Here is a 26406-nt window from a genome sequence, read left to right on the forward strand (position 1 = left end):
AGGAGCGGGCCCGTGACGTGCCGGAACGGCGGGCGCGGGAGGATGCGGCCATGTGCACGGTGGTGGCGCGACGGTCCTCCGGCCGGCCGGTGGAGATCCTCGCCGTCCGCGACGAGCTGACCACCCGCGAGTTCGACGTCCCCGGCCGGTGGTGGCCGGAGCTGCCCGACCTGGTCGGCGGCCGGGACCGCCTCGCCGGCGGGACGTGGTGCGCGACCGACGTCGCGACCGGCGTCACCGCGCTCGTGCTCAACCGGCACCACGAGCGCCCTGCCGCTCCGGGCGCCCCCAGCCGCGGCGTGCTACCGCTGCTGGCCGCCGTGCACGGAGCGGGTTGGACCGAGCACGTGGAGCTCACCGGGATGGCCGGGTTCCTGCTCGTCCTGGCCTCGCCCGACCGGCTGACCAGCTGGGAGTTCGACGGCGAGCGGCTCACGGCGACCGAGCACCCCGACGGCACGCACGTGCTCACCTCCGGCGGCCCGGAGGACAGCAAGGGCGGCCGGTGGCGGGACGCCTTCGCCGCGACGTCGTTCCCCGAGCAGTGGCGGGCGCTGGTCCAGGAGCACCCACCGGCCGACGACCCGGCCGCGCTGGTCGTCCGGCACGAGCGTGACGGTCAGGTGTACGGCACCGTGTTCGCCGAGACGATCGACGCCCGGCCCGGCCGGCTGCGGCTGCAGCACAGCCGCCGGCCGTGGACGGCGGAGTGGGACAGCGCCGAGTTCGAGGCCTGACCGGTCAGATCGCCCGGCGCCGCTGCAGGTGCACGAAGGCGAGCCAGCCCAGCGGCGCGGGCAGCCAGAAGGTGACCGTCCGGAAGGCCAGCACCGCCGCGAGCGCGGAGGACACCGGGACGCCGGTCGCCGTCAGCCCACCGACGAGCGCCGCCTCCACCGCCCCCAGCCCACCCGGCGTCGGCGCGACCGACCCCACCGTGGAGGCCACCAGGTACACGCCGATCACCGTGGGCAGCGCCACCGAGGCGTCGAAGGCCCGCAGCGAGGCGTCCAGGGCCAGCACGTAACCGGCGGTCTGCAGCAGGATGCCGCCGACCGCGGTGACCAGCCGCCGCGGTTCGGTGGCCGCGGAGAGCAGCTGGGGCAGCGACTGCCGGAGCAGCGGCTCGAGCCGGTCGCGCAGCAGCCGCCGGACCGACGGCACGGCGAGGAGGCCGCCGACCACCGCGAGCGCGACGGCCAGGACGAGCAGCACCTCACCGCTCGGCACCAGCGAGAGACGGGCGGTCGACACACCGCTGGCCCAGCCGACGACGAGCAGCAGCAGGACGGTCACCGCCACCGTGGCCACCTGGCTGACCGCGACGCTCGCCGCGGCCCCGGCGACGCTCAGCCCCGACTGCTGCAGGAAGCGGACGTTGAGCCCGACGTGGCCCACCGTCGGCGGGGTCACCAGCGTCAGCCAGGCCGTGGAGAGCTGCACGAGCGAGGTGCGCACCAGGGACAGCGCGATGGGCACGAACGCGACCAGCACCAGGGCCGCCCCGACGTAGGTCACCGCCGACCCGCCGAGCGCGACCAGCAGCCACCACGGATCGGCCTGCCGCAGCTCGTCGACGACGCTCACCCGCGACAGCTGCGAGGCGAGCAGGACCGCGGCGACGGTGGTCGCGGCCACGGTGAGGATCACCCGCAGCGAGAACCGCTCCAGCCGGGGCGCGGACGCCACCGGGCCGTCCGGGCCGGCGAGGGCGGTGCGCAGCTCCGCGAGCAGGTCGGTGCCGCGCACGGACCGCCGCACCACGGCGGGGAGGGCGACGGGCTGCAGCAGCGCGGGGAGGCGGGGCGGCCCGGCACCGCGGGTGTACGCCGCGCGGAGCGCCGACGTCGCCGCGTCCGGGCCGACGACGGTGGCCCCGCCGACGAGCAGGGCCACCGCGTCGAGATCGCGCTGGAGGTCCCCGGCCGCGGGCTGCGCCGAGCGGAGGTCGCGGAAGCCGGCCCGGCCGTCGGCGCCCAGGACGACGCACTCGGGGGTCAGCCCGCCGTGGGCCAGGCCGACGTCGTGCAGCCGGCGCAGCGCGGCGAACGCCGCGGTCAGCCCGCCGGCGGCGGCGTCCCCGGCCTCCGGCAGCGGCGTGCCGTCCAGCGGTCGCTCGGCCAGGACGAGCGCGGGACCGACCGCGAGCAGCGCCAGGACGCCCGGCACGGGCACACCGGCGGCGGCGGCCAGCGCCGCGCTCGACGCCTGGCGTTCCAGGTCCCCGCGCTGGCTGAGCGCGGGACGGCCGACCACGGCGGCGCGGAACCGGAGCAGCCGGCCGGCACGCCGCACCAGCGGGACGCCGCGCCCGTCGGGGTCCACGACGGTGACGCAGACCGGTCCGGTGCCGTCGGTGCCGGTGAGGCGGACGAAGCCGGCCGCCTGCTCGGTCACCTCCAGCTCGCCGACGGCCACCCCGGCGCGGGCGAGCACGGCGCGGAGCACGTCGTCGTCCGGGCGGGCCGGGGCGACGCCGGCCGCCAACCGCACGGCCAGACCCGCGGCGGCGCCGAGCAGGACCGCCGCGACGACGCCGGGCAGGGTGAGGTTGCCGAGCGCGATCGCGCACCCGAGCGCGGCCAGCACCGCCCAGCGGCTGGGCACCCGCCAGCGCCGGCGCCGCTGCAGGTCCGCCCCGACGAGGAAGGCGATCGTGACCACGACCGGCACCAGCGCGGCGTCGTCCCGGGGAGCGGTGAGGACGTCGGGGACGATCCCGCCGGCGTCGTCGCCCAGCCGCTCCCCCACCGCGCCGAGGAGCAGACCGAGCAGGCCGGCCGCGACCGCCTGGAGCGCGGCGGCCCGGCGCTGGCGGGCGGCGTCGACCGCCACGGTCAGCAGCACGGCGAGCACCGCGAGGGAGGCGGCGACCGACGCGGCCGAGAGCACCGCGCGGACGGGGTCCCGCCGGACCACCGGCACGGCGTCCACCAGGGAGTCGACGGCGTCCGGGGCCTGGGCGGCGGCCAGCACGACGAGGAGCAGCCCGGTGACCGAGACGCCGAGCTGGAGGACGTCGCTGGGTCGCCGGACCCGGGGGGCGGAGCGCGTCGTCGGCACGGCGTCCACCTCCCCGATCACGGCGCGATCATCCCCGACCGGCGGAGCGGGCCGGCGCACCGGACCTGCGGACGACGGTCGCTTGACACGGCTAACGGCGTTAGCCAGACTGGCTAACGCCGTTAGCCACCCCCCGGAGGAAGTCACCGTGCGCGAGATCAGCGTGACCACGTCCATCGCCGCCCCGCCCCAGGTCGTCTGGGCCGAGCTGACCGACACCGGGAGCTACGGGACGTGGAACCCGTTCATCCCGGAGCTCTCGGGCGAGCTCCGGGAGGGCGCCCGCCTGCGGGTCCGCATCGTCCCGCCCGGGGGTTCGGGCATGACCTTCCGCCCGACCGTCACCACGGTCGAGGAGGGGCACCGGCTGGCCTGGCTCGGCCGGCTCGGGGTGCCCGGGCTCTTCGACGGCACCCACTCCTTCACCCTCACCCCGCGGGCGGACGGCGGCACGGACCTGACCCAGCGCGAGGAGTTCCGGGGGCTCCTGGTGCCGCTGTTCGGCGGCACGCTCGCCAAGACCGAGGCCGGCTTCGCCGGGATGAACGAGGCGCTCAAGGTGCGGGCCGAGGAGAGGGGCCGCCGGTGAGCCGCCGCGACGAGGTCCTCGCCGTCGCCGAGCGGCTGCTCGAGGCGGAGGGCCCGGAGGCGGTGACCATGCGGCGGCTGGCCGCCGAGCTCGGCATGCAGGCTCCCTCGCTGTACAAGCACGTGCGCAGCAAGGACGACGTCGAGGCCGGATTGCAGGAGCGGGCCCTGCTGCAGATGGGCGCGGCGATCTCCACCGCCGGACCGGACCTGCACGCGCTCGCCGCGGCGTACCGGGCGTGGGCGACGGCGCACCCCCGCCTGTACCGGCTGGCCACCGGGCGGCCGCTGCGCCGCGACGCGCTGAGCCCCGGCGTCGAGGAGTCGGCCGCCGCGCCGGTCGTGGCGGCCGCCGGGGGTGACGAGCACCGCGCGCGGGCGCTCTGGGCGCTGGCGCACGGCCTGGTCGACCTCGAGCTGGCGGACCGCTTCCCGCCCGGCGCCGACCTCGACCTGACCTGGCGCGCCGCGTTGGAGGCGTTCGCCCGCCCGGCGTGAGTGCCGGAACAGCCCGGCCGCGCGGAGCGCTGGCCCCTGCGTGATCGACGAAGGCGCCCGGCTGTCCCTGCTCGACCGCTCGCGCACCCGCGTGGGCGAGCCGGACGCCGCGGCGCTCGTCGGCACCGCCGAGCGGGCGGCGCGCGCCGAGCAGCTGGGGTTCGCGCGGTTCTGGGTGGCCGAGCACCACGGCGTTCCGGGCGTGGCCGGTGCGGCGCCCGCCGTCCTGCTGGCCGCGCTGGCGGCCCGGACGTCGACCATCCGGCTGGGCTCGGCCGGGGTGATGCTCCCCCACCACCAGCCGCTGGTCGTCGCCGAGCAGTTCGCCACCCTCGCCGCCTTCGCGCCGGGTCGGGTCGACCTGGGGCTGGGCCGCTCCCCCGGCTTCACCCCGCCGGTGCGCCGGGCGCTGCGGGAGACCGAGCGCGACTTCCCCGCCGACCTCGCCGAGCTGCGCGCCTTCCTCACCGGGAGCGCCGACATCACGCTCCACCCCCGGCCGGTCGCACCGGTGCCGCTGCACCTGCTGGCCACGGGCAGCGGGCTGGAGGTCGCGGCAGGGCTGGGCATGCCGGTGATCGTCGGTGGGCCGATCCTCGGCGTCGGCGGCGACCCGGAGCCGGGGCTGGCCGCGCTGGCCCGCTACCGGCGCACCTTCCGGCCGTCCGAGCAGCAGCCCGAGCCGCGGATCTCGGTCAGCCTCGACGTGCTCGTCGCCGACACCGCCGCGGAGGCCGCGGACCTGCTGCTGCCCGAGGCGTGGGCGATGGCCCGGGCCCGCACGGAGGGCGCGTTCCCGCCCCTGGAGCCGGTGGCCGCCGTCCGGGCCGCCCGGCGCTCGGCCCGGCAGCAGCAGTACCTCGAGCAGACCGCTGCCACCGCGATCGCCGGCACGCCGGAGCAGGTGGGGAGCCGGCTGGCCGAGCTCCTCGACCGCACCGGGGCCGCCGAGCTGGTCGCCAGCAGCAGCACCTTCGACCGGGCCGCCCTGGCCGCGTCCGACGCGGCGCTGGCGGCGCTGTTCGCTTCGCCCTAGCGGTTCGCCAGCGCGTCGGTGAGCAGCGCGACCAACGCCTCGAGCTGCACGTCGGAGGACGAGGAGACCTCCTCGTCCGAGCCGTCGAGGGCCCGGGCGGCCAGGCCGGCCTTGCTGTCGATCAGCTCGGCGATCCGCGCGTCGAGGGTCTGCGCGGCGATGATCCGCCACGCCGTCACCGGCTCGGTCTGCCCGATCCGGTGGCTGCGGTCGATCGCCTGCGTCTGCTCGGCGTCGGTCCAGCTCAGCTCGGCGAGCACGAGGTTCGAGGCGACCTGCAGGTTCAGCCCCACCCCGGCGGCGGTCAGCGAGCACACCGCGACCGCGACGTCGGGGTCGTTCACGAAGGCGTCGATGTTCTTCTGCCGCACCGACGGGGTCTGGTCGCCGCGGATGGAGGAGTAGCTCACGCCCTGCCGGGACAGCGACTCCTCGGCGGCGTCCATGACGTCGACGTGCTTGGCGAAGAAGACCACCTTGCCGGCGCTGCGGGCCAGCTGGGCGGCGTAGTCCGCGGCCAGCCCGGCCTTCGCCGAGCCGATCCGCCGCATCATGCTGAAGACGTTCTCGCCGGACTCGCCGTTCTGCGCCTCCTTGAGCTCCGACCGGGCCACCCGGCGCACGAGCTCCATGTCGATCGCGTCGACGTCGAGGGTCGTCGCGCGGTTGGCCATCGCGGTGTCGTAGCGGGCCACGAGGCGGCGGGCCAGGTCCCGCTCGGCGGCGCGGATCGAGCGGCCGGCGGCGCCGTCGAGCTCGACGGGGATGTCGGCGATGCGGCGGGCGGGGATGTCGGAGGCGACGTCGACCTTGCGCCGGCGGACGATGCCCTGGTCGATGACCGCCCGGCGGGCCGCGGCGTAGAAGCCGGGGTCGGCCGGGGTGAGGCCGGTGTCCTCGAGCGCGTCCAGGAGCTCGCCGAGCGGCTTGCTGTCGTCGATCCAGCCGAGGAACTGCCAGATCGCGAGGAAGTCCTCGATGTCGTTGATCAGCGGCGTGCCGGTGAGCGCCATGAGCAGCGGGCGGACGGTGCGCTCCCGGATGCGCTGGGAGAGCGCGAGCACGTGCTGCGACCGCTGCGAGGTCTTGTTCTTGATGAAGTGCGCCTCGTCGACGACCATCCCGCGGAAGCCGAAGTTCCCCAGCCAGCCGACGTGCCGGTCCAGCACCTCGTAGTTGACGACGACGACGTCGGCGAACCCGTCGACGGTCTCGCCGTCGCCCTGGACGACGGTGGCGGGACGGTTCGGCGTCCAGATGCCGGTCTCGCGCGCCCAGTTGGTCTTGACCACGTTCGGCACGACCACCAGCAGCGGGTAGGCGTCGGCCGCCTCCGCGGCGAGCAGCGCCTGCGCCGTCTTGCCCAGGCCCGGCTCGTCGGCCAGCAGGAAGGTGCGGTGCCCCTCGGCCGCCGCGGCGACGAGCTGCGCCTGGTGCGGCATCAGCTCGCGCTTGCCGAAGGCGCGCAGCGCAGAGGGCTCGGGCAGGCGCATGACCGCCGGCTCGCCGTCGCCGGCCCGCTCGAACGAGCGCAGCAGCGGGCCGAGCAGCTCCCAGCCGGCCAGCCGGCGCGGCCGCGAGGGACGCGGCGGGGCGGCCGAGAAGTCGGGTGCGAGGAAGGGGTTGGCCAGTTGCCGGGCGACGACCGACTGCGGGACGACCCGGTGCTCGGGCGCGGCGGGGGCGGCCACGGCCTCCGCCGGCGCCTCCTCCTCGGGCTCCGGCTCGACCCCGGCGTCGCGCAGCAGGTCGCGGGCGAGCGACCGGGCGGCCGGGGTGACGGCGGCGTCCTCGCTCAGCAGGGCGAGCAGCCCGGCGTCGCGGACGGCCGTCTTGGCGAGGATCGTGGCCACCCCGTCGAGCCGCTTCATCTGCTCGGCGCGGGCGGCGGCGGTCAGGCTCTCGTCGTCCCGGACGTGCGCGTGCTGCTCGCGCATGAGCAGCCCGATGGCCTGGAACTTGGTCCGCAGCGACGGGGTGACCCGTCCGCGCTGGACGGCCGCCTCGACGTCGCGGACGGCCCGGGCGAGCGCGGCGATGACGTCGCCGTCGGCGACGGGGCGCTGCTGCCGCGGGGTGCTTCGGCGCGCGCCGTTGCGACGCTGGCCTGGTCGAGCCACGGGCCCTCCTCCTCTGCTCTGCTGCGCCGGGACGGCCGCAGCAGGATGCCGCGCACCCCGTGACCGAGCCCGGACCTCGCGAGCTGCTCGGGGAGCAGGCCCGGTCCGGCGCCCGGCTCGCGGATCTCCGGGAGATCGACGCGGCATGGCCGGCACGGCGCCCACGGACGGGAGAACCGGTCGTCGACGGCCCGGGCCGCGTTCGCACGGGGTGAACCACCGGCGGAGCGGACCGCTCGCCGGCGTGGTGCGACTCAGATGCTAGCGCCTGGGGCCGCCGTCCCATTCCCCGCGCGCGATCCGCGCCGCACGACGTGCCACGCCACGGCGTACGCCAGCACGCCGACGGCCAGCGCCGTCCCGGCCTCGGTGACGAGCAGCCGGGTCACGTGCTCGGCCAGCTCTGCGCTCGACGCGCCCTGCCCGCGCAGGTCCGCGCGAAGCCCGGGGAGGGCGGCGAGGGCCTGCCCGGCGCCCCACGCCGCGGTCGCGGCCCCCAGGGTCCCGACGACCGCCAGCCGCTGCGCGGGGGCCAAGGTCGCGCCGGCCGGCACCGGCCGCGGCTCGGTGCTCCGCCACCAGCGCAGCACCCACGCCGAGATGACCGCTCCCCCGAGCAGACCGCCGGCCAGGTTCACACGGGCCGACCAGGCGGTACCGGCGACGTCGCCGAGCGCGTCCCAGGCCAGGTGGGTGGCCGCGCCCACCACCGCCGACAGGACTGTCCACCCCAGGAGGGCGGGGCCGAACGGTCTGGGGTCGGTGCGCAGCCGCGCGACGGCGGCCGGCGGGAGCAGCGCCACCAGCGGGCGGAAGAGGACGACCCGGAACACGGCGAGCAGCACCAGGGCGATCAGCGGGTCCAGCCACAGCAGGGACGACGCCTGGTGGGTGAGCGTGAGGTTGTAGTCGCCGCCCAGCCACCGCAGCGACACGTAGTACGGGAGGTCGGGCGCCATCGCCCCGATCACCAGCGCCGACGGGACCAGCGGCGTGCGGGCCAGCGGCAGCACGGCCGCCGGGTGGGTGAGGGTGAACGGCACCGCGCCACCCTAGGCAGCGAGCGCGCGGACACCCGATCAGCCGCGCGACCGCGGGCCGAGCAGGCTCGCGTGTGAGTCGCGCGCAACCCATCCGGAGCGTCAGAAGGGCGGCGGGTCGTCGTCCGGTCCGGTGCCCGGCGGTTCCGGTCCCGGACGCTGCAGGAGTTCCCCGATACCCGGCAGGTGCCGGGCTGGTGGCGGCGGCTCAGCGGGTGGCGGCGCGGGGGGTCGCAGGCCAGGTGGTCGGGTGGTGCGGGTGATGCCGGACGGGGTGGTGACGTGCAGGGTGCCGTCGGGGTCCATCGAGAAGTGCCAGCCGGGGGCGAAGGTCTTGAGCCGGTGGTGGGAGCGGCACAGGCAGCACAGGTTGCTGCAGACCGTCTCGCCGTCGCAGCCGTGCGGGCGGACGTGGTCCAGGTCGGTCCAGCCGACGCGCTGGGCGCAGCCGGGCATCCGGCAGGTGCGGTCCCGTGTCTTCGTGAACCGCTGCTGGCGGCCGGTCGGGGTGTAGGCGCCGGTCGCCGGCGGTGGCCCGAGCACCGGGCAGCCACAGTCCTGGCCGGGGTGCCCGGCTTCGGGGTGCTGGGCACATCCCCTCTTGGCCAGGCGGAGGAGTTCGGCGACGGTGGTGGTGGCCAGCAGCCGCCCGTCGGCGTCGGTGAGCGCGAACGTCAGCCCACCGGCCGGCGGGTTCTGCAGGCCCAGGGCGCCGATCCGGGCGAGTAGCTCGCGGACGTGCGCGGCGGTGATCACCAGCCCGTCCACCACGCCCGCTGCGGTGCCGGCGCCGGTGAGCGAGTCGAGCGTGGCCGTGATGGTCAGGTGCGCGGTCACCGGCGGCTGCCCGGCCCCGCCGGGGCGGCGCAACAGCAGCGAGAACAGCTCGGTGCGCAGCGCGGCGATGGGCCGGTCGTCCCCGTCGGCCTTGGCCATCTTCGCCAGCGCGTCGATCACCGCCCAGGCCTCGGCGGCCTCGTCGGCGGGCAGGTCCGCGCCCAGGGTCGCCATCCCGTCGGCGCCGGGCTGCAGGAACACGTCGGCGGTCTTGCGCGCCCGCTTGCGCCGCTCCTCAGCGGCCGTGGCGTCGAGGGTGAGCAGCAGCTCCAGCGCCCGCGCCCGTAGGCGGCCCACCGACAGGTCCACCGCCTCGGGCAGCAGCGCCGCCTCCACCGCCCGCGCCAGCTCGGTGGTGGTGCCGCCCAGCACCTCGGCCAGCGCCGCGGCGCGGGCCACGTCCAGCTCCCCGGCCGCCAGCCCGGCGAACGTGGCCGGCAGCCGATCCCGCCACACCCGCGCCCGCGAGAACAGGTGATCAGCCGTTCCGCGGCCGCGGTTGAGCACCAGCGCCAGCTCCCCGGCGAAGAACTCGCTCACCCCGGCCACGCCGCCGTCCGCGCCCCACCCGGCCGACCCGGCACCCGGCTCACCCGGGCGCGGATCGGAGACGTCCGGGGTCAGCTCGGCCATCCGCAGCACCAGCTCGGCCTCGTAGGCGGCATCCACCGCCTTCCGCCGCTGCAGCCGCACCAGCTCCGCGGCCGCCTGCTCCTTCGAAAGCAGCCCCACCGGCAGCACCGCAGGGGCCACCGGCTGGTCCAGCGACCAGTCGATCAGCACACCCTCGACGAGCGAGGAACCGGCGATCCGAGCCACACCTGCACGCTAGGAAAGGGGTACGACAGTTTCCGCAGGTCCGGTGGGTGGGCCCGGACCGCCGCCTGCCAGGATCGGACGTCGTGCGGACAGGACGGCGGAGCGAGCTCCCGCGCGAGGTCGGCGTGCTCGCCGTCATCGCCTTCGTGGTGGCCCTCGGCTTCGGCATCGTCGCGCCGGCCATCCCGCTGTTCGCCCGCGACTTCGGCGTCGGCCGGACGGCGGTCGGCCTGGCCGTGAGCGCCTTCGCGTTCTTCCGCTTCGTCTCCGCGTTCGGCGGTGGCGCTCTGATCGAGCGGTTCGGCGAGCGGCTGGTGCTCGCCGCCGGGCTGGGGATCGTCGCCGTCACCACCGGGCTGGCCGGGCTGGCCGGGTCGTTCCCGGTCTTCCTCGCCCTGCGGGCCGCCGGCGGCGTCGGCAGCGCGATGTTCACCGTCTCCGCGCTGTCACTGCTGCTGCGGGTCGCCCCGCCGACGCACCGCGGCCGGGCCGCGGCGACCTGGCAGGGCGGCTTCATCCTCGGGGGCATCGCCGGGCCGGCGGCCGGCGGGCTGCTGGCCGAGCTCTCGCCGCGGCTGCCGTTCTTCCTCTACGCGGGCTTCCTGATCGTCGCCGGGGCGGTCGGGCTGGCGCTGCTCCGGACCGCGCCGGCCGGACCGGCCGGACCGCACGCCGCCGGCCCCGACCTCGAGCAGGGCCCGGTGCCGCTGGGCGCCGCGCTGCGCACCCGCGCCTACATCGCGGCGCTGGTCGCCAACCTCGGCGTCGGCTGGGTGCTGTTCGGCGTCCGCAACTCCCTGGTCCCGCTGTACGTGACCGAGGAGCTGGGGCGCACGGTGGCCTGGGCCGGCGCCGGGCTGCTCGCCGGTTCCCTCGCCCAGGCGCTGGGGCTGCTCCGGTCCGGCCGGCTGGTCGACCAGTGGGGCCGCCGGCCGTCGCTGGTGCTCGGCTCCGCCCTGGCGACGGCGTCGCTGCTCGTCCTGGTGCTCCCGCCCCAGCTCACCCTCTTCCTGCTCTCCATGGCGACGTTCGGCCTCGCGGCCTCCTTCCTGGCCAGCGCCCCGGCCGCGCTGGTCGCCGACATCAGCCCGGCGCGCGGCGGCCGGGTCGTGGCGGTGTTCCAGATGTCCGCCGACCTCGGCGCCATCGCCGGCCCGCTGGTGGCCGGCTGGCTGACCGACGTCGCGTCGTTCCAGTGGGCGTTCGCGGCGTCGGCGGCGGTGCTGGCCGCCGGCCTGCTCGCCTCGCTGTCCCTGCCCCGGGAGAAGCGCCCCACCGCGAACCTGTGACGCCCGGCCCGGCGAGCGGCGCCTCGCGGGCACCCGCGGACCCTCGGCATCAGGAGTGTCAGCTCCTCGCGGGCGCCACGGTCCGGATCGGCAGCTTCGGACGCGGAGTGGTGCTCGGAGCCACGACCGACGACACGTCGACACCGATGGCCCACTGCCGCCAGACCTCCGGGCCTCCGAGCTGCTGGATGTGCACGTCACGCATGTCCTCCGCCCCGCTCCAGCCCTCTTCTCCGAACACGTGCGGGAAGGAGATCTTGCTCCCCGACCACGAGTTCTGGCTCCGGGCGATGCGGTCGCGCCGCGAGGGCTCCGCGTGCTCGATCTCCCAGAGGAAGTACGCACGGATGGCCTGACGCACGTCCTCCGCGGTGGCCAGACGGACGCTCGTCTGCAGCGTGCCGCTCCGGTCGACGTGGAACCGGACCCACGCGACCAGATCCGGGGCCCACTCCTGCCACACGTCGTCGCGCGTCAGGACTTCGTCCCGGGACAAGGGACCCAGGTCGGACCTGAGGTAGAGGTTGTACGGCAGCGCGTCGTACTCGGCCCGGTCGACCCAGGCGAATCGCGCCTTCACCTGGCAGGTCAGGTATGCCTTCGCCTCCTGGCCGGCGAGCGCGCGCAGGCGGCGTGCTGCCGGGCCCTCGCCCTCTGCTGGTTCGACCGCCGTCCACCGCCCCGTCCGGTACTTCTCCTGGTCCACGTACAGATCGACCTTGTCGTGTGCCCGCCCGGGCAGATCCAGCGCCTCCCGCCGCTCCGCACGTGCCGGCGCATCCATCATCGACGTCTTGAACTGCGTCGCCTGGGCCCAGATCTCCTCCCACGCCGTGATCCCTGCCGGGACGAAGAGCGCACCGACGAGGGACTCCGCATATCCCCCGACTATGGATGCGTTCGACGACAACGCCACGGGCGAGTCGCCGTCGGGGTGGAAGTAGCGGACGACGGCGGCGTACCGCTCGAGCGCCTCCTCGGGCGAGATGAGCTGCATGGTGGCACCGTTCCGTGTTCGTGGGTTCGACTCCCACCCTTCGGCAGCGCCGCTGCAAAGCCTGAGCGGATGAGCGGTTCCCGGCCCCCTCGGATGACCTGGCGTCGACGTCGCACCCGGCTCGAGCGAGGTGCGCACCTGGACGTGTCGTCCGTGCGGGCAAGGGTTGTCAGACGTCGCGGAGTAGCGTCCTGCCCGACCAAGGGTTGCCTAACCTCCGGCGCCCGGGACGGGAGCAGCGATGAGCGAGCCACGACGGAACGGCGACGGGCGACCGCCGCGCAAGCGCACCGCCCGCGTCGGCGAGGTGCTGCGCACCAGCCGGATCACGCCGCACATGATCCGCGTGGTGCTGGGCGGCGACGGCCTCGCCGGGTTCCCCGAGGGCGAGCTGACCGACCGCTACGTCAAGCTCATGTTCCCGCCGCCGAACGCCTCCTACGGCGTCCCTTACGACGTCGAGCAGGTCCGCGCGGAGCTGCCGGCCGAGCAGTGGCCGGTCACCCGGACCTACACCGTGCGCGCCTGGGACCCCGCCGCCGGCGAGCTGACCATCGACTTCGTGCACCACGGCGACCAGGGGCTCGCCGGGCCGTGGGCCGCCGCCGCCCGCCCCGGCGACCGCATCCAGCTCATGGGCCCCGGCGGTGCGTACTCGCCGCGCCCGGACGCCGACTGGCACCTGCTGGCCGGTGACGAGGCCGCCCTGCCGGCGATCGCCGCGTCGCTCGAGGGCCTCCCGGCCGGCGCCCGTGCGCTGGTGTTCGTCGAGGTGGCCGGCCCCGAGGAGGAGCAGTCCGACGTCGTCGCGGCGCCCGGCGTCGACCTGCGCTGGCTGCACCGCGGCGCGGCCGCCCCCGGTGAGGTGCTGGTGGAGGCCGTCCGGGCCACCCCGCTGCCCGAGGGGCGGGGTCACGTCTTCGTCCACGGCGAGGCGTACGCCGTCCGCGAGCTGCGTCGCCACCTCCGCGCCGAGCGCGGCCTCGACCCGCAGTGGACGTCGATCTCCGGTTACTGGCGTCGCGGTGACACCGAGGACCGCTGGCAGGCCACCAAGCAGGAGTGGAACGCCGCGATCGAGGCCGAGGACGCCGTCCCGTCCGCCTGACGTGGGTGTGACCGAGCTCACCGACCACTTCGGTCGGTAGTCCGACCGGATCGGTCGGGAGGCGTCGTACCCTCGGCGGCATGGCCCGACCGTTCCGCCAGCACGCGGACGAGGTGATCCTCGACCGCGCCGCCGCCCTCTTCGCCCGCCAGGGCTTCGCCAAGACGTCGGTGCAGGACGTCGCCGATGCCGTGGGCCTGTCCAAGGCGGGGCTGCTGCACCACTACCCCAGCAAGGACGCGCTGCACCGCTCGGTCCTCGAGCAGGCCCAGGCCCTCGGCGGGCGTGCCCTCGACTCGGTCGGGCAGCTGCCGGAGGGTCCCGCCCGCGACCGCCGCGCCCTGGAGCTGCTGGTCGACGTCGCCCTCGCGCACCCGGGGCTGGTCTCGCTGCTGCTGGCCCCGCTGACCGAGGGGACCCAGGACTGCGGCATCCCGGAGGTCGACTCCGCCGGGGCCGCGGCCCTGCGCGCCTTCGGCGTCGACCCGGACGCCCCGCCCTCGGAACGCTCGATCCGCGTCCTGGGCGCCCTCGCCGCGCTCGCCGTCCTCACCCTCGCCGCGCACCAGCACGACGACACCACCGGCTGGCGGCGATCGATCGTCGCCACCTGCTTCGACGCGCTCGGCCACCGCCGCCCGGGCGCCGCTCTTCCCGACCTCGACCAGGTGGAGGCCTGATCATGGCTGTTCTGTTGTCCCGGCTCGGTGCGTTCTCGCACCGGCACCGCCTGGCGGTGGTCGCCGTCTGGCTGGTCGTGCTGGTGGGCGGCGGCGTCGGCGCCGTCACGCTCGCCGGCGAGACCTCCAACAGCTTCTCCATCCCCGGCCAGGAGTCCACCGAGGCCTTCGACCGGATCGGCGAGGAGTTCGGCACCGGCGGCGAGGGCGCGACCGCCCGCGTGGTCGTGCAGGCCCCCGAGGGCGAGACCCTCACCACGCCGGAGAACGCCGCGGCGCTCGGCGCGCTCGTCGCCGAGCTCGGCGAGCTGCCCGGGGTCACCTCCGCCACCGACCCGCTCGACCCGGCGCAGCCGTCGGTGAACCAGGACCAGACCACCGGCTACAGCACGGTCACCTACGACGCCGGCATCGGCGAGGTCACCCCGGAGCAGCAGGAGGCCCTGCTCGAGGCGGTCGACGGTGCCCGCGACGGCGGCTTCACCGTCGAGGCGGCCGGCGACGCCACCCAGGAGGCCCCGCACGTCGGTGGCCCGGCCGAGGCGATCGGCGTCGTCATCGCGCTCGTCGTGCTGGCCGTCACCTACGGGGCGCTGGCCGTGGCCGGCATGAACCTGCTGACCGCCCTCGTGGGCGTCGGGGTCGGCGTCCTCGGCGTCACCATCGCCACCGGGTTCGTCGACCTCTCCTCCACCACCCCGACCCTGGCCGCGATGCTCGGCCTGGCCGTGGGCATCGACTACGCGCTGTTCATCGTCACCCGGCACCGGCAGGAGCTGCGGCACAGCGGCGACGTCGGCCGCGCGGTCGCCACCGCCGTCGGCACCGCCGGCTCCGCCGTGGTCACCGCCGGGCTGACCGTCGTCATCGCGCTGGCCGGCCTGTCCGTCGTCGGCATCCCGTTCCTCACCCAGATGGGCATCGCGGCGGCGCTCACCATCGTCGTGGCCGTCCTGGTCGCGCTCACCCTGGTGCCCGCCGTCCTCGGGTTCCTGGGCCTGCGCGCGCTGCCGAAGAAGCACCGCGCGGCCGCGGCCACCGCCACCGGCGACGCCGAGGTCCCGGTCAGCGGCCGCCGGTTCCTCGCCGGCTGGATCGCGACGGTCACCCGCCACCGGCTCGTGTCGCTGCTGGCCGCCGTGGTCGCGCTCGGCGTCATCTCCGTCCCGTTCTTCTCCATGCAGACGACGCTGGAGCAGCTGCCCGCCGCCGGCAGCACCCAGGAGAAGGCGCAGGACCTGCTCGGCGAGGCGTTCGGCGAGGGCGTCAACGGCCCGATCACCGTCCTGTTCGAGGGCGACGGCGCCGTGGACGCGGCCGCCGGCACCACGGAGGCCATCGGCGGGCTCGACGACGTCGCGCTCGTCGCCCCGCCGGTGCCCAACCAGGACGGCAGCGCCGCGCTGCTGCAGGTCATCCCGGAGTCGGGCCCGACCGACCCGGCGACCGAGCAGCTGGTCACCGACCTGCGCGCCCAGCTCGCCGACCTCGACGGCGTCGAGGCCTCGGTGACCGGGTCGACGGCGGTGAGCGTCGACGTGGCGAAGAGCCTCGACGAGGCGACGCCGGTCTACCTCGCCCTGGTCGTGGGCCTGGCGCTGGTCCTGCTGGTGCTCGTGTTCCGCTCGCTGCTGGTGCCGCTGGTCGGCGTGCTGGGCTTCGTGCTCACCATCGGGGCCTCGCTCGGCGCCACCGTGGCCGTGTTCCAGTGGGGGTGGCTGGCCGGCGCGATCAACCTGGACACCACCGGCCCGCTGATCAGCCTCACGCCGATCCTGGTGATCGGCATCCTGTTCGGGCTGGCGATGGACTACCAGATCTTCCTGGTGTCCCGGATGCACGAGGCGCACAGCCACGGCACCCGGCCGCTGGACGCCATCCGCACCGGCTTCCGGCAGGCGGCCCCGGTGGTCGTCGCGGCCGCGCTGATCATGTTCTCGGTGTTCGCGGGCTTCGTGCCCGCCGGAGAGCCCACGATCAAGTCGATCGCGTTCGCGCTGGCCATCGGCATCCTCTTCGACGCCTTCGTCGTCCGGATGGTGCTGGTGCCGGCCGCGCTGGCGCTGCTCGGCGAGCGCGCGTGGTGGCTGCCCCGCTGGCTGGGCTGGCTGCCGGTGCTCGACGTCGAGGGCGCCGCGCTGGAGAAGGCGCAGACGTCCCGGCCGCACGGCCGGCACGAGGCGCCGGAGACCGTCGGCGCGCACCGCGCGTAACCGGAAGGACGCACGACGGCCCGCCTCCCGACGGGGAGGCGGGCCGTCGTGCGTCCGGGCTCAGGCCGGTTGCGGGAACAGCCGGCGGAGCACGTCGGCCAGCGTGATGACGCCGTGCACCCGCCCGCCGTCGGTGAGGACGGCGAGGTGGTTGCGGCTCTCGCGCATCGCCGTGAGCGCCGAGTACACCGTGGTGTCGGCGTCGAGCGTGAACACCGGCCGGGCCAGGCCGGCCGCGGGCTCGTCGTCGGCCGCGGTGAGGGTGTCGCGGACGTGCACCACGCCGGTGATCCGCTCGCCGTCGCCGAGCAGCAGCCGCAGGTGGCCGGTGCGCCGGGTCGCCTCCCGCACCCCGCCCGCGGTGACGTCGACCGGCACGGTCGCCAGCGGGGCACCCGGCACGACGAGCTCGCGGACGGTCAGGCGCTCGAGCTCCAGGGCCCCGGAGATCTGCTCCGAGAAGCTGGCGTCGAGCGCCCCGACGTTGGCCGAGTGCTCCACCAGGTGCCGCAGGGCGTCGGGGCTGTGGCCCACGGCGAGCTCGTCCGCGGGCTCGACGCCGACCCGCCGGACGAGCCGGTTGGCGGTCGCGTTCAGCCCGCGCAGCAGCGGCCGGACCAGCGCCATGAAGCCGCGCATCGGCACCGCCAGCAGCGTGGCCGAGCGCTCGGGGTGCGCGATGGCCCACGACTTCGGCGCCATCTCCCCCACCACCAGGTGGATGAACGTGACCACCAGCAGCGCCAGGACGAAGCCGACGACGTCCGCGGCCACCAGCGGCACGCCCCAGCCCTCGAACAGCGGGGTGAGCCAGTGGTGCACCGCCGGCTTGCTCACCGCGCCGAGCGCCAGCGTGCAGGCGGTGATGCCCAGCTGCGAGCCGGCCAGCAGCACGGTCAGCTCCGACGAGTTGCGCAGCGCCGCCCGGGCCGCGCGGCTGGTCGGCGCGGCCTCCTCCAGCCGGTGCCGCTTGGCCGCCAGCGCGGCGAACTCCACGGCCACGAAGAAGGCGCTGAGCGCCACGATCGCCACGGTCGCGAGCGCGACCCCCCAGCTCATCGTGCGTCCTCCTGAGCGGCGGCGGCGCGGCCGGGCAGCTCCAGGCGCACCCGCGACGGCACGTGCCGCTCGACGTCCAGCACCTCGACGACCAGCAGCCGCGGCTCCGGGTCGTCGGCGAGCACGAGGTCACCGGGATCGGGTGGCAGCTCGACGGTCAGCCGGGTGCCCACCGCGGGCAGCGTGCCGGCCGTGGTGATGACCAGCCCGGCGATCGTCTCGTGGTCCCCGCGCGGCAGGTCCACGCCCAGCGCCCGCTCCACCTCGTCGACGTGCACGTCGCCGGGCATCTCCCAGACGCCGTCGCCGGCCACCGGCACGTACGCCGGGTTCTCGGGGTCGTGCTCGTCGGTGATCTCGCCGACCAGCTCCTCGGCGATGTCCTCCAGCGTGATCACACCGGCGAAGCCGCCGTACTCGTCGATCACGTGGGCCATCTGGTTCTCCGTGCGGGCCAGCTCGCGCAGGGCGTCGGGCAGCGCGGTGAACGTCGAGACGGCCAGCCCCTCGCGGGCGATCGCGGTCACCGGCGCGGTGTCCGGTTCCGCCGTCGTCAGGACATCGGCCAGGTGGACCACGCCGACGACGTCGCCGGTCGCGGTCTCCAGCACCGGGTAGCGGGAGTGCCCGTGGGCCATCAGCTCGCGCAGCTCGCCGATCGTGCGGGTCTCCGGCACGGTGTCGACCCGCGGGCGCGGGATCATCGCGTGCTCGACGTCGCGGCCGGGGAAGTCGAGGATGCGGTCCAGCAGCATCGACAGCTCGGCGGGCAGGTCCCCGCTCTCCCGCGACTCCTCCACGATGTGCTCGAGGTCGCGCGCCGTCGCCGCGTGCTCGACGTCGTGCACCGGCTCGATGCGCAGCAGCCGCAGCAGCAGGTTCGACGCGCGGTCGAAGACCGCGATCAGCCAGCCGAACAGCCGCAGGTAGAGGACGGTCGAGCCGGCCAGCCGGCGGGCCACCGGCTCCGGCCGGGCGATGGCGAGGTTCTTCGGGAACAGCTCACCGAAGAGCATCTGCACCAGCGTGGAGAACAGCAGCGCCAGGACGGCGCCGATGCCGACGCTCACCCCGGCCGGGACGGCGATGCCACCCAGCAGAGCGCCGAGCGACTCGCCGATCAGCGGCTCGGCGACGTACCCGACCAGCAGCCCGGTGACCGTGATCCCGAGCTGGGCGCCGGAGAGCATGAACGAGGTGCGGCGGGTGACCGCCAGCGCGCGCTGCGCGGGCACGTCACCGGCGCCGGCGGCTGCCGCCAGCCCGGAGCGGTCGACCGCCATGTACGCGAACTCCTGGGCCACGAAGTAGCCGGTGAGCGCGGTGATCCCGAGGACCACCAGCACACCCAGGAGGAGGGACAGGACTTCCATCACCGGCCACGCACCTCCTCAGCGAGGTCTCGGTACGTGGCCCGGGGACTGTGATAGCTGTTCATGTCTCTCTTCGTCAGGGGGACGGGCGCCGGGACCGGCGCCCGGGCAGCACAACGCCGGGACGGCGGGTGGCGTTCCGACGCTTCCCCGGCGCCGCGCGGGGAACACCCGTCCCATGGTGCAGCCGTCCGACAGCGTCGCAGACCGGCCGTCCCGGCGTCCGGGCGCGGGCGCGCACGACGCGGTCTCGCCGCACCACATCCCGCTGCGCGGCTGGGGCCGGATCTGGCTGCGGGCGGCGCGGCACGTGCTCGGCGACCGGCTGCAGGTGCTCAGCGCCGGGATCGCCTTCTTCGCGCTGCTGTCCATCGCCCCGATGCTGGTGACGGCGCTGTCGGTCTACGGGGCGGTGAACAGCTCCGCCGAGGCGCTGGACCAGCTCTCCGACATCACCGGCGTGCTCCCCGACGACCTCGAGCCGGTCGTCGCCGACCAGCTCGCCACCATCACCGAGGCCTCCACCCAGGTGCTCACGCTGCGCGGGCTGACCGGGCTGCTCGTCGCGCTGTGGACCGCCACGACCGCGGCCACGTACCTCGTCGACGCGCTCACCCTCGCCTACCACGAGACGGAGACCCGCAGCTTCTGGCGGCGCGGCGGGCTCGGCCTGGCGGTGGTCGTCGGCGGCGCGCTCCTCCTGGGCGCGACGATCGCCGTCGCCGGCGTGGTCTCCCGGGCCACCGCGGACGCCCCGCCGGGGGTGCGGCTGGTCGAGCGGCTGCTGGCGTGGCCGGCGCTGGCCGCGCTCGCGATCGCCGCGCTCGCCGTCCTCTACCGCTTCGCGCCCGACCGCCGTCCGGCCCGGTGGCGCTGGATCAGCGGCGGGGCGGTGGTCACCGCCGTGCTGTGGCTGCTGGCGACGACGGCGCTGTTCGCCTACGTGCAGGGGCTCGGCGGCTACCGGTCCACCTACGGCTCGCTGGCCGGCGTCGCGATCAGCATGTTCTGGCTGTGGCTCAGCGTCTTCCTGGTGATCGTCGGCGCCGCGGTCAACGCCGAGGCGGAGCGGGCCACCTCCCGCGACTCCACCGTCGGCCCCGAGCGGCCGCTGGGCGAGCGGGGCGCGGTCGTCGCCGACAGCCTCCCGCCCTCCCCGGCGCAACCGTGAGCGCACGGTTCCGGCAGGATCACCCCCGGGCATGCATCGGCGACCTCCGGTGTTGTGCCGAGCAACGGTCCGCCCGCGTCCGGAGCGTCGACCGCCCCACAGCCCCCGATCGAAGGTTCCTGCTTGCCCCCCACCCAGCCCGCCCGCCCCGCACCCTCGCGACGCCGTGAGCGCACCGCGACCCGTCAGGCAGCGGCCCGCACCGCCGACCGGACGGCGCAGCACGAGGAGCGGAGGGCCCAGCAGAGCTGGGTCGAGAGCGCGGCCCCGACGCTGCCCACCCGGGAGACCGCTCCCGCCGAGGTCTACTTCCACCTCGGTCCCACGAACTCCGGCAAGACCTACGAGTCGCTGCAGGCGCTGGCCCGCACCGGCTCCGGCGTCTACGCCGCCCCGCTGCGCCAGCTCGCCCACGAGGCCTACGCCAAGCTGTCGGCCCAGCTCCCCGCCGGCACCGTCGGGCTCTCCACCGGCGAGGAGGAGATCGACCCGTTCGCGCCGATCGTGTGCTGCACGGTCGAGAAGGCCCCGCTGCGCGGTGAGCTGCTGGTCCTCGACGAGTCGCACTGGGTGGCCGACCCCGACCGCGGCCACCACTGGGCGCGGCTGCTGCTCACCGGCGAGTACCGCGAGATGCACCTGATCTCGGCCGCCGAGGCCTACCTGCTGCTCAAGCCGCTGGTGTCCGACGCCGAGCGGATCACCGTCGTCAACCACAAGCGGCTGTCGCGGCTCGACGTGCTGCCCGCGCCCGTGCGCACGAACGCCGTCCGCCCGCAGACCCTCGTCGTCGCCTTCTCCCGCAAGGCCGTCTACGCCGCCGCCGCGGAGCTCGACCGGCACCGCCCCGGCAAGGTCGGCGTCCTCTACGGCGCGCTGCCCCCGGCCACCCGCCGCGAGGTCATCGACAAGTTCACCAGCGGCGAGCACGAGGTGCTGGTGACCACCGACGTCATCGGCCACGGCATCAACGTGCCGGCCACCACGGTGCTGTTCGCCGAGACGACCAAGTTCGACGGCACGGAGAGCCGGCCGCTGCGCAGCTGGGAGACCGCCCAGATCGCCGGCCGCGCCGGCCGGTACGGGCTGACCGGGCACGGCGCCGTCGGGGTGCTCACCGGGGTGACCGGGCTCAAGCCGGAGCCGGGCCTGCTCGCGATCGGCGCCGCGGTCGCCCGCGGCGACGCCATGAGCGACCTGCCCAAGCGCGCCCCGCGGCTGCGTCCCGAGCTCGAGGACCTCGGTGCGTTCGAGGCCGTCGACCTGCCCGAGGCGCTGACCCGGTGGATGGCGTGGGCGCGGGCGGCCACCCGCGACGAGGCCATGACCGCCGACGACGTCACCAGCCTCGTGCTGCGGGTGCACGCGCTGCTCCCGCTGCTGCGCGGCCCGCTCGGCGCGGTCGGCGACCTGCAGACGGTGTGGCGGCTGGTCAACCTGGCCATCGACTACAACCCGCCGCGGCGCACCCGCTGGCTGCTGCTCGCCGGCGCGGCGCTGCGGCACGCCGCCGGTCTGCCGGTGCGGCCGGAGACCGTGCTGCCCGACGTGCCCCGCGGCGGCAGCGTCGAGGAGTACGAGCAGGCCGCCGCCGCGGCCCGCGACGCGCAGACGCTGCTCCGCCAGTTCCCGGGCGTCGCCGGGCTCACCAGCGACGACGCCGCCTGGGTCGAGGAGGAGTGCGCCGAGATGATCAGCGAGCTGCTCCCCGACGCCATCTCGCTCGGCCGGTCCGGGAAGTGCACGGCCTGCGGTCGCGCCATCGCGCCGTGGTTCACCACCTGCCGGCCGTGCAGCTCGGCCCCGGCCGGACGGCGCGGTGGCGACCACGACCGCCGTCCCTCCGGCGGCCGCCGCGTCGCCGGCCGGGCCGCGGGCCGGGCGCTCGGCGGGCGCCAGGGCGGCCCGAAGGGCCGGTCCCGCCGCGGCTGACCCGGTCGTCGGCGCCCGACGTCGGCGATGTGCGCCCCCGGCGCGGTTCCCGACCGGGAACCCGCCGTCCGCGCACATCGTTGCCACGGCCGCCCGCCCGCGGACCCCGGCCACCTGCCCGGTTGTGCGGAAGTGCTGAAACGAGCGGAGTTGTTCGGCAGCTCGGCTACCGGCCGCACCGGCGCAGCAGGTCGATCGTGGGCAACATGCTCGCTCGACTCCTTCGCGCGGCCATCCCGGCTCAGCGGGTGGCCACGACCGCAGCGCCGCGGTCCCCGTGGTGGCGGACGGCGGTGGTCTACCAGGTCTACCTGCGGTCGTTCGCCGACGCCGACGGCAACGGCATCGGTGACCTGCAGGGCCTGCGCTCGCGGCTGCCGTACCTCGCCTGGCTCGGCGTCGACGCGCTCTGGATCAACCCGCACTACCCCTCCGGCGGTGCCGACGGCGGCTACGACGTCATCGACTACCGCGCCGTCGACCCCGAGTACGGCGACGTCGCCGACCTCGAGCAGCTGGTGGCCGACGCCCGCCGGGTCGGGCTGCGGGTCATCCTGGACGTCGTCCCCAACCACACCTCCGACCAGCACCCCTGGTTCCAGGAGGCGCTGGCCGACCCGTCGTCGGCCGCCGCGTCGCGCTACCACTTCGCGCCGCCGTCGGAGGAGCCGCCGAACAACTGGCGCTCGCTGTTCGGCGGGCCGGCCTGGTCGCGGACCCCGGACGGCCGCTGGTACCTGCACCTGTTCACGCCCGAGCAGCCCGACCTCAACTGGCGCGACCCCGCGGTCGCCGAGGACTTCGAGCGCACCCTGCGCTTCTGGCTGGACCGGGGCGTGAGCGGCTTCCGGGTCGACGTCGCCTACGGCCTGTTCAAGGACGCCGATCTGCGGGACAACCCCGGCACCTACTCCCCCACCCTGTTCGGGCACGGGCCGGAGCAGGCGATGACCTGGAACCAGCCCGAGGTGCACGACGTGTGGCGGCGCTGGCGGGCGATCTGCGACGAGTACGACGAGGCGATGCTGGTCGGCGAGGTGTCGCTCGCCGACGTCGGGCAGGTGGCGCTCTACTCCCGCCCGGACGAGCTGCACCAGTCGCTGGCCTTCCGGCTGCTCAAGTCGCCGTGGTCGGCGGAGGACTACGCCGAGGCCGTGGTGGAGGCGCTGGACGCCTTCGGCGAGGTCGGCGCACCGGTCTCGTGGGTGCTGAGCAACCACGACAAGGAGCGCAAGGTCACCCGGTTCGGCGGCGGCGACGTCGGCACCGCCCGGGCGCGGGCGGCCGTCCTGCTCATGCTGGCGCTGCCCGGCTCGGCCTACGTGTACGCCGGCGACGAGCTCGGCCTGCCGCAGGCCGCCGTCCCCGACGAGGCCAAGCGCGACCCGATCTTCTTCCGCAGCGGCGGGCTGCGTGCCGGGCGGGACGGCTGCCGCGTGCCGATGCCGTGGAACGAGACCCGCGGTGTCGGCTTCTCCACCGACCCGGACGCGCGGCCCTGGCTGCCGATCCCGGAGGACTGGGGCCGCTACGCCGTCTCCCGCCAGGCCCGCGACGGCGGCTCGATGCTCACCCTGTACCGGCGGGCGCTGGCCCAGCGGCGGGCGCACCCCTCCTTCGCGGAGGGCGAGGCGTCGGTCAGCCGGCAGGGCGACGTGCTGACCGTGCGGTCGGTCGGGCCGTCGGGGACCGTCCGGTGCGTGGTCAACATGGGCTCCCAGCCGGTGGTCGTGCGCTGCCCCGGCTCGGTGCTGCTGTCGTCCACGACGCGGCTGCCCCGGTCCGGTGACGGTCTGGCGCTGCCCCCGGACACCGCCGTCTGGCTCAGCGAGGACTGACCTCCGGGGGCGACCCGTGCGAGGGTGCCGCCGTGGCACCCGTCGTCCTGACCCTGCCGTTCCGCGGCACCTGGCGCGTGGAGAACAGCCCCGCCCGCCGGGTGCCCAGTCACGGCACGGACCTGTTCGCGACCACGTACGCCATCGACTTCGTCGCGGTCCGCGACCGCCGGACGGCGACCACGCGTGACTGGCGCACGCTGCTGGCGACCGAGCCCCCGGATCGGTTCGTCGGCTTCGGGGTGCCGGTTCTGGCGCCGGGGGCCGGCCGGGTGGTCGCCGTGCACGACGGCGAGCCGGACCACGCGGCGCGCCGGTCGCAGCCCGCGCTGGCCGGCTACGCGCTCACCCAGGCGGCGCGCGCCCGGGGCGGGGCCCCGGCGCTGGCCGGCAACCACGTCGTCGTCGCGCTGGCCGGCGGCGGGTTCGTGCTCCTGGCCCACCTGCGCCGGGGATCCGTGCCGGTGGCGCCGGGCGACCTCGTGGCTGAGGGGCAGCCGCTGGGTGGCTGCGGCAACTCCGGCAACTCCACCCAGCCGCACGTGCACCTGCAGGTGATGGACGGGCCCGACGGGCGCACCGCCCGCGGGCTGCCGCTGGCCTTCCGCGACTTCCGCGTCCTGCCGCGGTCCGGGCGGCCACGGGAGGTCGCCGTCGGGGTCCCCGACGAGCGGGACGTCGTCGAGCCGGCGTAGGCGCGCCGACGGGGCACGGCAGATCGTGCCAACCGGTCGCCGACGGTTCGGCCCACTTCTGCCGGTGCCGGACGCCGCCGACGGACCGTAGCGTTACGGAAAGCAGTCGGACCGAACCGGTCCGTCACCGCCTTCGAGGAGCTTCCCGTGCCTTCCTTCTCCCGCCCGACCCTCACCCTGCTGCCCGAGCCGGCCGGCTTCGCGGCCGACCCCTACGCCACCGACGAGTACGCCGACCCGTCGTGGGGCGAGGAGCTCTACTGGGACGAGCTGGCCGCCGAGGCGCCCGCCCAGGAGCCCGTGCAGCTGCCGGCCTGGGACGGCGACGCCGACGAGAGCGGCGAGGCGTGGCGGCAGGCGGCGCTGTGCGCCGAGACCGACCCCGAGGCGTTCTTCCCCGAGAAGGGCGGCTCCACCCGCGAGGCCAAGCGGGTGTGCACCGGGTGCCCGGTGCAGGCGCAGTGCCTGGAGTTCGCACTCGCCAACGACGAGCGGTTCGGCATCTGGGGCGGCCTGTCCGAGCGGGAGCGCCGTCGTCTCCGCTCCGCGCGGCGCCACCAGCTCAGCGCCTGACCGCGGTCAGGTCCCGCAGTACGTGACGTAGCGGCCGGCGGTGCCCGGCGCCGGGGCCGCGTACCGCTCCTGGCCGGGTCGCTCGTCGAACGGGGCGGTCACCGCCTCCAGCAGCCGGTGCAGCGGCGCCAGGTCGTTCTCCACAGCCGCCTCGAGCGCCTCCTCCACCAGGTGGTTGCGCGGGATGTAGACCGGGTTGACCCGGTCCATGACCGCCGCGTCGGGCGCCAGCCCCCGCCACCGGTCCAGCCAGGCGTCGAGGCCGGCCAGGTCGAGCACCATCCGCCGGGCCGGCTCGGCGTCGCCGCGAGCGGCCGCCCCGAGGGCGCGGAAGAACGACGTGTGGTCCACGCTGTTGTCCCGCAGCAGGGTGAGCAGGTCGTCGGCGACCGGGCCCACCACGTCGTCGCCGTGCTCGTCGGAGAGCCCGAGCTTGGCCCGGATGCCCGCCCGCCAGGCGGCGTTGAACCGCGGGCGGAAGGTCCCGAGGGCCTCGACGGCGATCGGCACCGCCTGCTCCTGGTCGTCGGCGAGCAGGGGCAGCAGCGCCTCGGCCAGCCGGGCGAGGTTCCACTCCGCGGCCACCGGCTGGTTGCCGAAGGCGTACCGGCCGCCGGTGTCGATCGAGCTGTAGACGGTCGCCGGGTCGTAGACGTCGAGGAAGGCGCAGGGGCCGTAGTCGATGGTCTCGCCGGAGATCGTCATGTTGTCGGTGTTCATCACCCCGTGCACGAAGCCGACGAGCATCCACCGGGCCACCAGGTCCGCCTGCGCGGCGACCACCGCCTCGTACAGCGCCAGGTACCGGTGCTCGGCGCCGGCGGCCGCGGGGTGGTGGCGGTCGATCGCGTGGTCGGCCAGCCGGCGCAGCAGGTCGACGTCGCCGGTGGCGGCGGCGTACTGGAAGCTGCCGACGCGCAGGTGGCTGCTCGCGACCCGGGCCAGGACGGCTCCCGGCAGCAGCGTCTCCCGCTGCACGGCTCGCCCGGTGGCCACGACCGCCAGCGAGCGGGTGGTGGGGATGCCGAGGGCGTGCATCGCCTCGCTGACCACGTACTCGCGCAGCATCGGCCCGACCGAGGCCAGCCCGTCGCCGCCGCGGGCGAACGGGGTGCGCCCGGAGCCCTTGAGGTGCAGGTCGCGCCCGTCGGGCAGCTCGCCGAGCAGCAGCGCCCGCCCGTCGCCCAGCCGCGGCGAGTAGCCGCCGAACTGGTGCCCGGCGTAGGCCTGCGCCACCGGCGTGGCGCCCTCGGGCACCGCGGTGCCGGTGAGCAGGCCGATGCCCGCCTCCCCGCGCAGGACGCCCGGGTCCAGGCCCAGCTCCCGGGCGAGCGGCTCGTTGAGCACCAGCAGCCGCGGGTCGGGCGTCGCGTCCGCCTGCCAGGGCAGGGCCAGCTCCGGCAGCTCGCGGGCGAAGCGGTTCCCCAGGACGACGGTCTGCGCCGGTGCGATGCTCACCCCGACCAGCGTACGAGCG

The 26406-nt window shown here is 75.7% G+C and carries 21 protein-coding genes; 13 read left to right on the forward strand and 8 right to left on the reverse strand.

What is annotated here, in order from left to right:
- Positions 1-50 precede the first annotated feature (50 nt).
- A complete protein-coding gene (locus tag DQ241_RS10955) occupies positions 51-737 on the forward strand; it encodes an NRDE family protein (protein WP_233492366.1) in 687 nt (228 codons plus the stop codon).
- Between the two features lie 4 nt (positions 738-741).
- Here the strand turns inward: DQ241_RS10955 and DQ241_RS10960 are convergent, their stop codons facing one another.
- A complete protein-coding gene (locus DQ241_RS10960; protein WP_113830203.1) occupies positions 742-3084 on the reverse strand; it encodes a lysylphosphatidylglycerol synthase domain-containing protein in 2343 nt (780 codons plus the stop codon).
- Positions 3085-3211: 127 nt separating this feature from the next.
- Between DQ241_RS10960 and DQ241_RS10965 the strand changes: the two genes are divergently transcribed.
- Genes DQ241_RS10965 through DQ241_RS10975 form a run of 3 tightly spaced genes read left to right on the forward strand, consistent with a single transcriptional unit; the run spans position 3212 to position 5185 of the window.
- A complete protein-coding gene (locus DQ241_RS10965; RefSeq protein WP_113830204.1) occupies positions 3212-3652 on the forward strand; it encodes an SRPBCC domain-containing protein in 441 nt (146 codons plus the stop codon).
- Complete coding sequence (locus DQ241_RS10970) at positions 3649-4149, forward strand: TetR/AcrR family transcriptional regulator (protein WP_113830205.1); 501 nt, start codon at positions 3649-3651, stop codon at positions 4147-4149. The genes DQ241_RS10965 and DQ241_RS10970 overlap by 4 nt, the downstream gene beginning before the upstream one ends.
- Positions 4150-4189: 40 nt before the next feature.
- The gene (locus tag DQ241_RS10975) at positions 4190-5185 is read left to right on the forward strand and encodes an MsnO8 family LLM class oxidoreductase (protein WP_113830206.1); all 996 of its coding nucleotides are present in this window, start codon (positions 4190-4192) and stop codon (positions 5183-5185) included.
- Here DQ241_RS10975 and DQ241_RS10980 read toward each other — a convergent pair.
- The 3 genes from DQ241_RS10980 to DQ241_RS10990 form a co-directional block, all read right to left on the reverse strand.
- Positions 5182-7305: a DEAD/DEAH box helicase gene (locus tag DQ241_RS10980; protein WP_113830207.1), complete on the reverse strand. Its 2124-nt coding sequence runs from the start codon at positions 7303-7305 to the stop codon at positions 5182-5184. The genes DQ241_RS10975 and DQ241_RS10980 overlap by 4 nt on opposite strands.
- A 254-nt stretch (positions 7306-7559) precedes the next feature.
- Positions 7560-8348, reverse strand: coding sequence for a DUF4184 family protein (locus DQ241_RS10985; protein WP_113830208.1), 789 nt, complete (start codon positions 8346-8348; stop codon positions 7560-7562).
- 99 nt (positions 8349-8447) lie between these two features.
- Positions 8448-10001, reverse strand: a complete 1554-nt coding sequence (locus DQ241_RS10990; protein ID WP_113830209.1) for an HNH endonuclease signature motif containing protein — start codon at positions 9999-10001, stop codon at positions 8448-8450.
- Positions 10002-10084: 83 nt separating this feature from the next.
- Between DQ241_RS10990 and DQ241_RS10995 the strand changes: the two genes are divergently transcribed.
- The gene (locus tag DQ241_RS10995; protein ID WP_113830210.1) at positions 10085-11290 is read left to right on the forward strand and encodes an MFS transporter; all 1206 of its coding nucleotides are present in this window, start codon (positions 10085-10087) and stop codon (positions 11288-11290) included.
- A gap of 58 nt (positions 11291-11348) precedes the next feature.
- Here the strand turns inward: DQ241_RS10995 and DQ241_RS11000 are convergent, their stop codons facing one another.
- Positions 11349-12425 carry a hypothetical protein gene (locus DQ241_RS11000; RefSeq protein ID WP_147252363.1) on the reverse strand — a complete coding sequence of 359 codons (1077 nt, stop codon included), beginning with the start codon at positions 12423-12425 and terminating at the stop codon, positions 11349-11351.
- Between the two features lie 103 nt (positions 12426-12528).
- Here DQ241_RS11000 and DQ241_RS11005 point away from each other — a divergent pair, with 103 nt between their 5' ends.
- The 3 genes from DQ241_RS11005 to DQ241_RS11015 all read left to right on the forward strand — a co-directional run bounded on the left by DQ241_RS11005 (position 12529) and on the right by DQ241_RS11015 (position 16288).
- Positions 12529-13395 carry a siderophore-interacting protein gene (locus tag DQ241_RS11005; RefSeq protein ID WP_113830212.1) on the forward strand — a complete coding sequence of 289 codons (867 nt, stop codon included), beginning with the start codon at positions 12529-12531 and terminating at the stop codon, positions 13393-13395.
- A gap of 80 nt (positions 13396-13475) precedes the next feature.
- Entirely contained in the window at positions 13476-14075 is a 600-nt protein-coding gene (locus DQ241_RS11010) for a TetR/AcrR family transcriptional regulator (RefSeq protein ID WP_113830213.1), read from the forward strand.
- A 2-nt stretch (positions 14076-14077) separates the two neighbouring features.
- The gene (locus DQ241_RS11015; protein ID WP_113830214.1) at positions 14078-16288 is read left to right on the forward strand and encodes an MMPL family transporter; all 2211 of its coding nucleotides are present in this window, start codon (positions 14078-14080) and stop codon (positions 16286-16288) included.
- A gap of 60 nt (positions 16289-16348) precedes the next feature.
- On the opposite strand, the gene DQ241_RS11020 is transcribed toward DQ241_RS11015, so the two are convergent.
- Both DQ241_RS11020 and DQ241_RS11025 read right to left on the reverse strand, forming a co-directional pair.
- Positions 16349-17347, reverse strand: a complete 999-nt coding sequence (locus DQ241_RS11020; protein ID WP_113830215.1) for a hemolysin family protein — start codon at positions 17345-17347, stop codon at positions 16349-16351.
- Positions 17344-18720, reverse strand: a complete 1377-nt coding sequence (locus DQ241_RS11025; RefSeq protein WP_233492367.1) for a hemolysin family protein — start codon at positions 18718-18720, stop codon at positions 17344-17346. The genes DQ241_RS11020 and DQ241_RS11025 overlap by 4 nt, the downstream gene beginning before the upstream one ends.
- Before the next feature lie 178 nt (positions 18721-18898).
- Between DQ241_RS11025 and DQ241_RS11030 the strand changes: the two genes are divergently transcribed.
- From DQ241_RS11030 to DQ241_RS11050, 5 genes are all read left to right on the forward strand, one after another.
- Entirely contained in the window at positions 18899-19891 is a 993-nt protein-coding gene (locus tag DQ241_RS11030) for a YihY/virulence factor BrkB family protein (RefSeq protein ID WP_113830217.1), read from the forward strand.
- Positions 19892-20014: 123 nt separating this feature from the next.
- Positions 20015-21823 (forward strand): helicase-related protein, encoded by a 1809-nt coding sequence (locus DQ241_RS11035; protein WP_113830218.1) that lies wholly within the window; start codon positions 20015-20017, stop codon positions 21821-21823.
- A gap of 206 nt (positions 21824-22029) precedes the next feature.
- On the forward strand, positions 22030-23661 hold the full coding sequence (locus DQ241_RS11040) for a glycoside hydrolase family 13 protein (RefSeq protein ID WP_113830397.1): 1632 nt from the start codon (positions 22030-22032) through the stop codon (positions 23659-23661).
- Positions 23662-23693: 32 nt separating this feature from the next.
- Complete coding sequence (locus DQ241_RS11045) at positions 23694-24356, forward strand: M23 family metallopeptidase (protein WP_199584407.1); 663 nt, start codon at positions 23694-23696, stop codon at positions 24354-24356.
- A gap of 300 nt (positions 24357-24656) precedes the next feature.
- Entirely contained in the window at positions 24657-24929 is a 273-nt protein-coding gene (locus DQ241_RS11050; RefSeq protein WP_199584442.1) for a WhiB family transcriptional regulator, read from the forward strand.
- A gap of 6 nt (positions 24930-24935) precedes the next feature.
- Here the strand turns inward: DQ241_RS11050 and DQ241_RS11055 are convergent, their stop codons facing one another.
- Positions 24936-26387 carry a YdiU family protein gene (locus tag DQ241_RS11055; protein WP_113830220.1) on the reverse strand — a complete coding sequence of 484 codons (1452 nt, stop codon included), beginning with the start codon at positions 26385-26387 and terminating at the stop codon, positions 24936-24938.
- Positions 26388-26406: the final 19 nt, after the last annotated feature.

This window comes from Blastococcus sp. TF02A-30 (genome assembly GCF_003319185.1).
Taxonomy (GTDB): Bacteria; Actinomycetota; Actinomycetes; order Mycobacteriales; family Geodermatophilaceae; genus Blastococcus.

Excerpts from the sequence above, each read along its gene's own strand:
- DQ241_RS10955 (WP_233492366.1), top strand. The coding sequence starts at position 51 with ATGTGCACGGTGGTGGCGCGACGGTCCTCCGGCCGGCCGGTGGAGATC.
- DQ241_RS11005 (WP_113830212.1), top strand. The coding sequence starts at position 12,529 with ATGAGCGAGCCACGACGGAACGGCGACGGGCGACCGCCGCGCAAGCGC.
- DQ241_RS11010 (WP_113830213.1), top strand. The coding sequence starts at position 13,476 with ATGGCCCGACCGTTCCGCCAGCACGCGGACGAGGTGATCCTCGACCGC.
- DQ241_RS11015 (WP_113830214.1), top strand. The coding sequence starts at position 14,078 with ATGGCTGTTCTGTTGTCCCGGCTCGGTGCGTTCTCGCACCGGCACCGC.
- DQ241_RS11020 (WP_113830215.1), bottom strand. The coding sequence starts at position 17,347 with ATGAGCTGGGGGGTCGCGCTCGCGACCGTGGCGATCGTGGCGCTCAGC.
- DQ241_RS11025 (WP_233492367.1), bottom strand. The coding sequence starts at position 18,720 with ATGGAAGTCCTGTCCCTCCTCCTGGGTGTGCTGGTGGTCCTCGGGATC.
- DQ241_RS11030 (WP_113830217.1), top strand. The coding sequence starts at position 18,899 with ATGGTGCAGCCGTCCGACAGCGTCGCAGACCGGCCGTCCCGGCGTCCG.
- DQ241_RS11040 (WP_113830397.1), top strand. The coding sequence starts at position 22,030 with ATGCTCGCTCGACTCCTTCGCGCGGCCATCCCGGCTCAGCGGGTGGCC.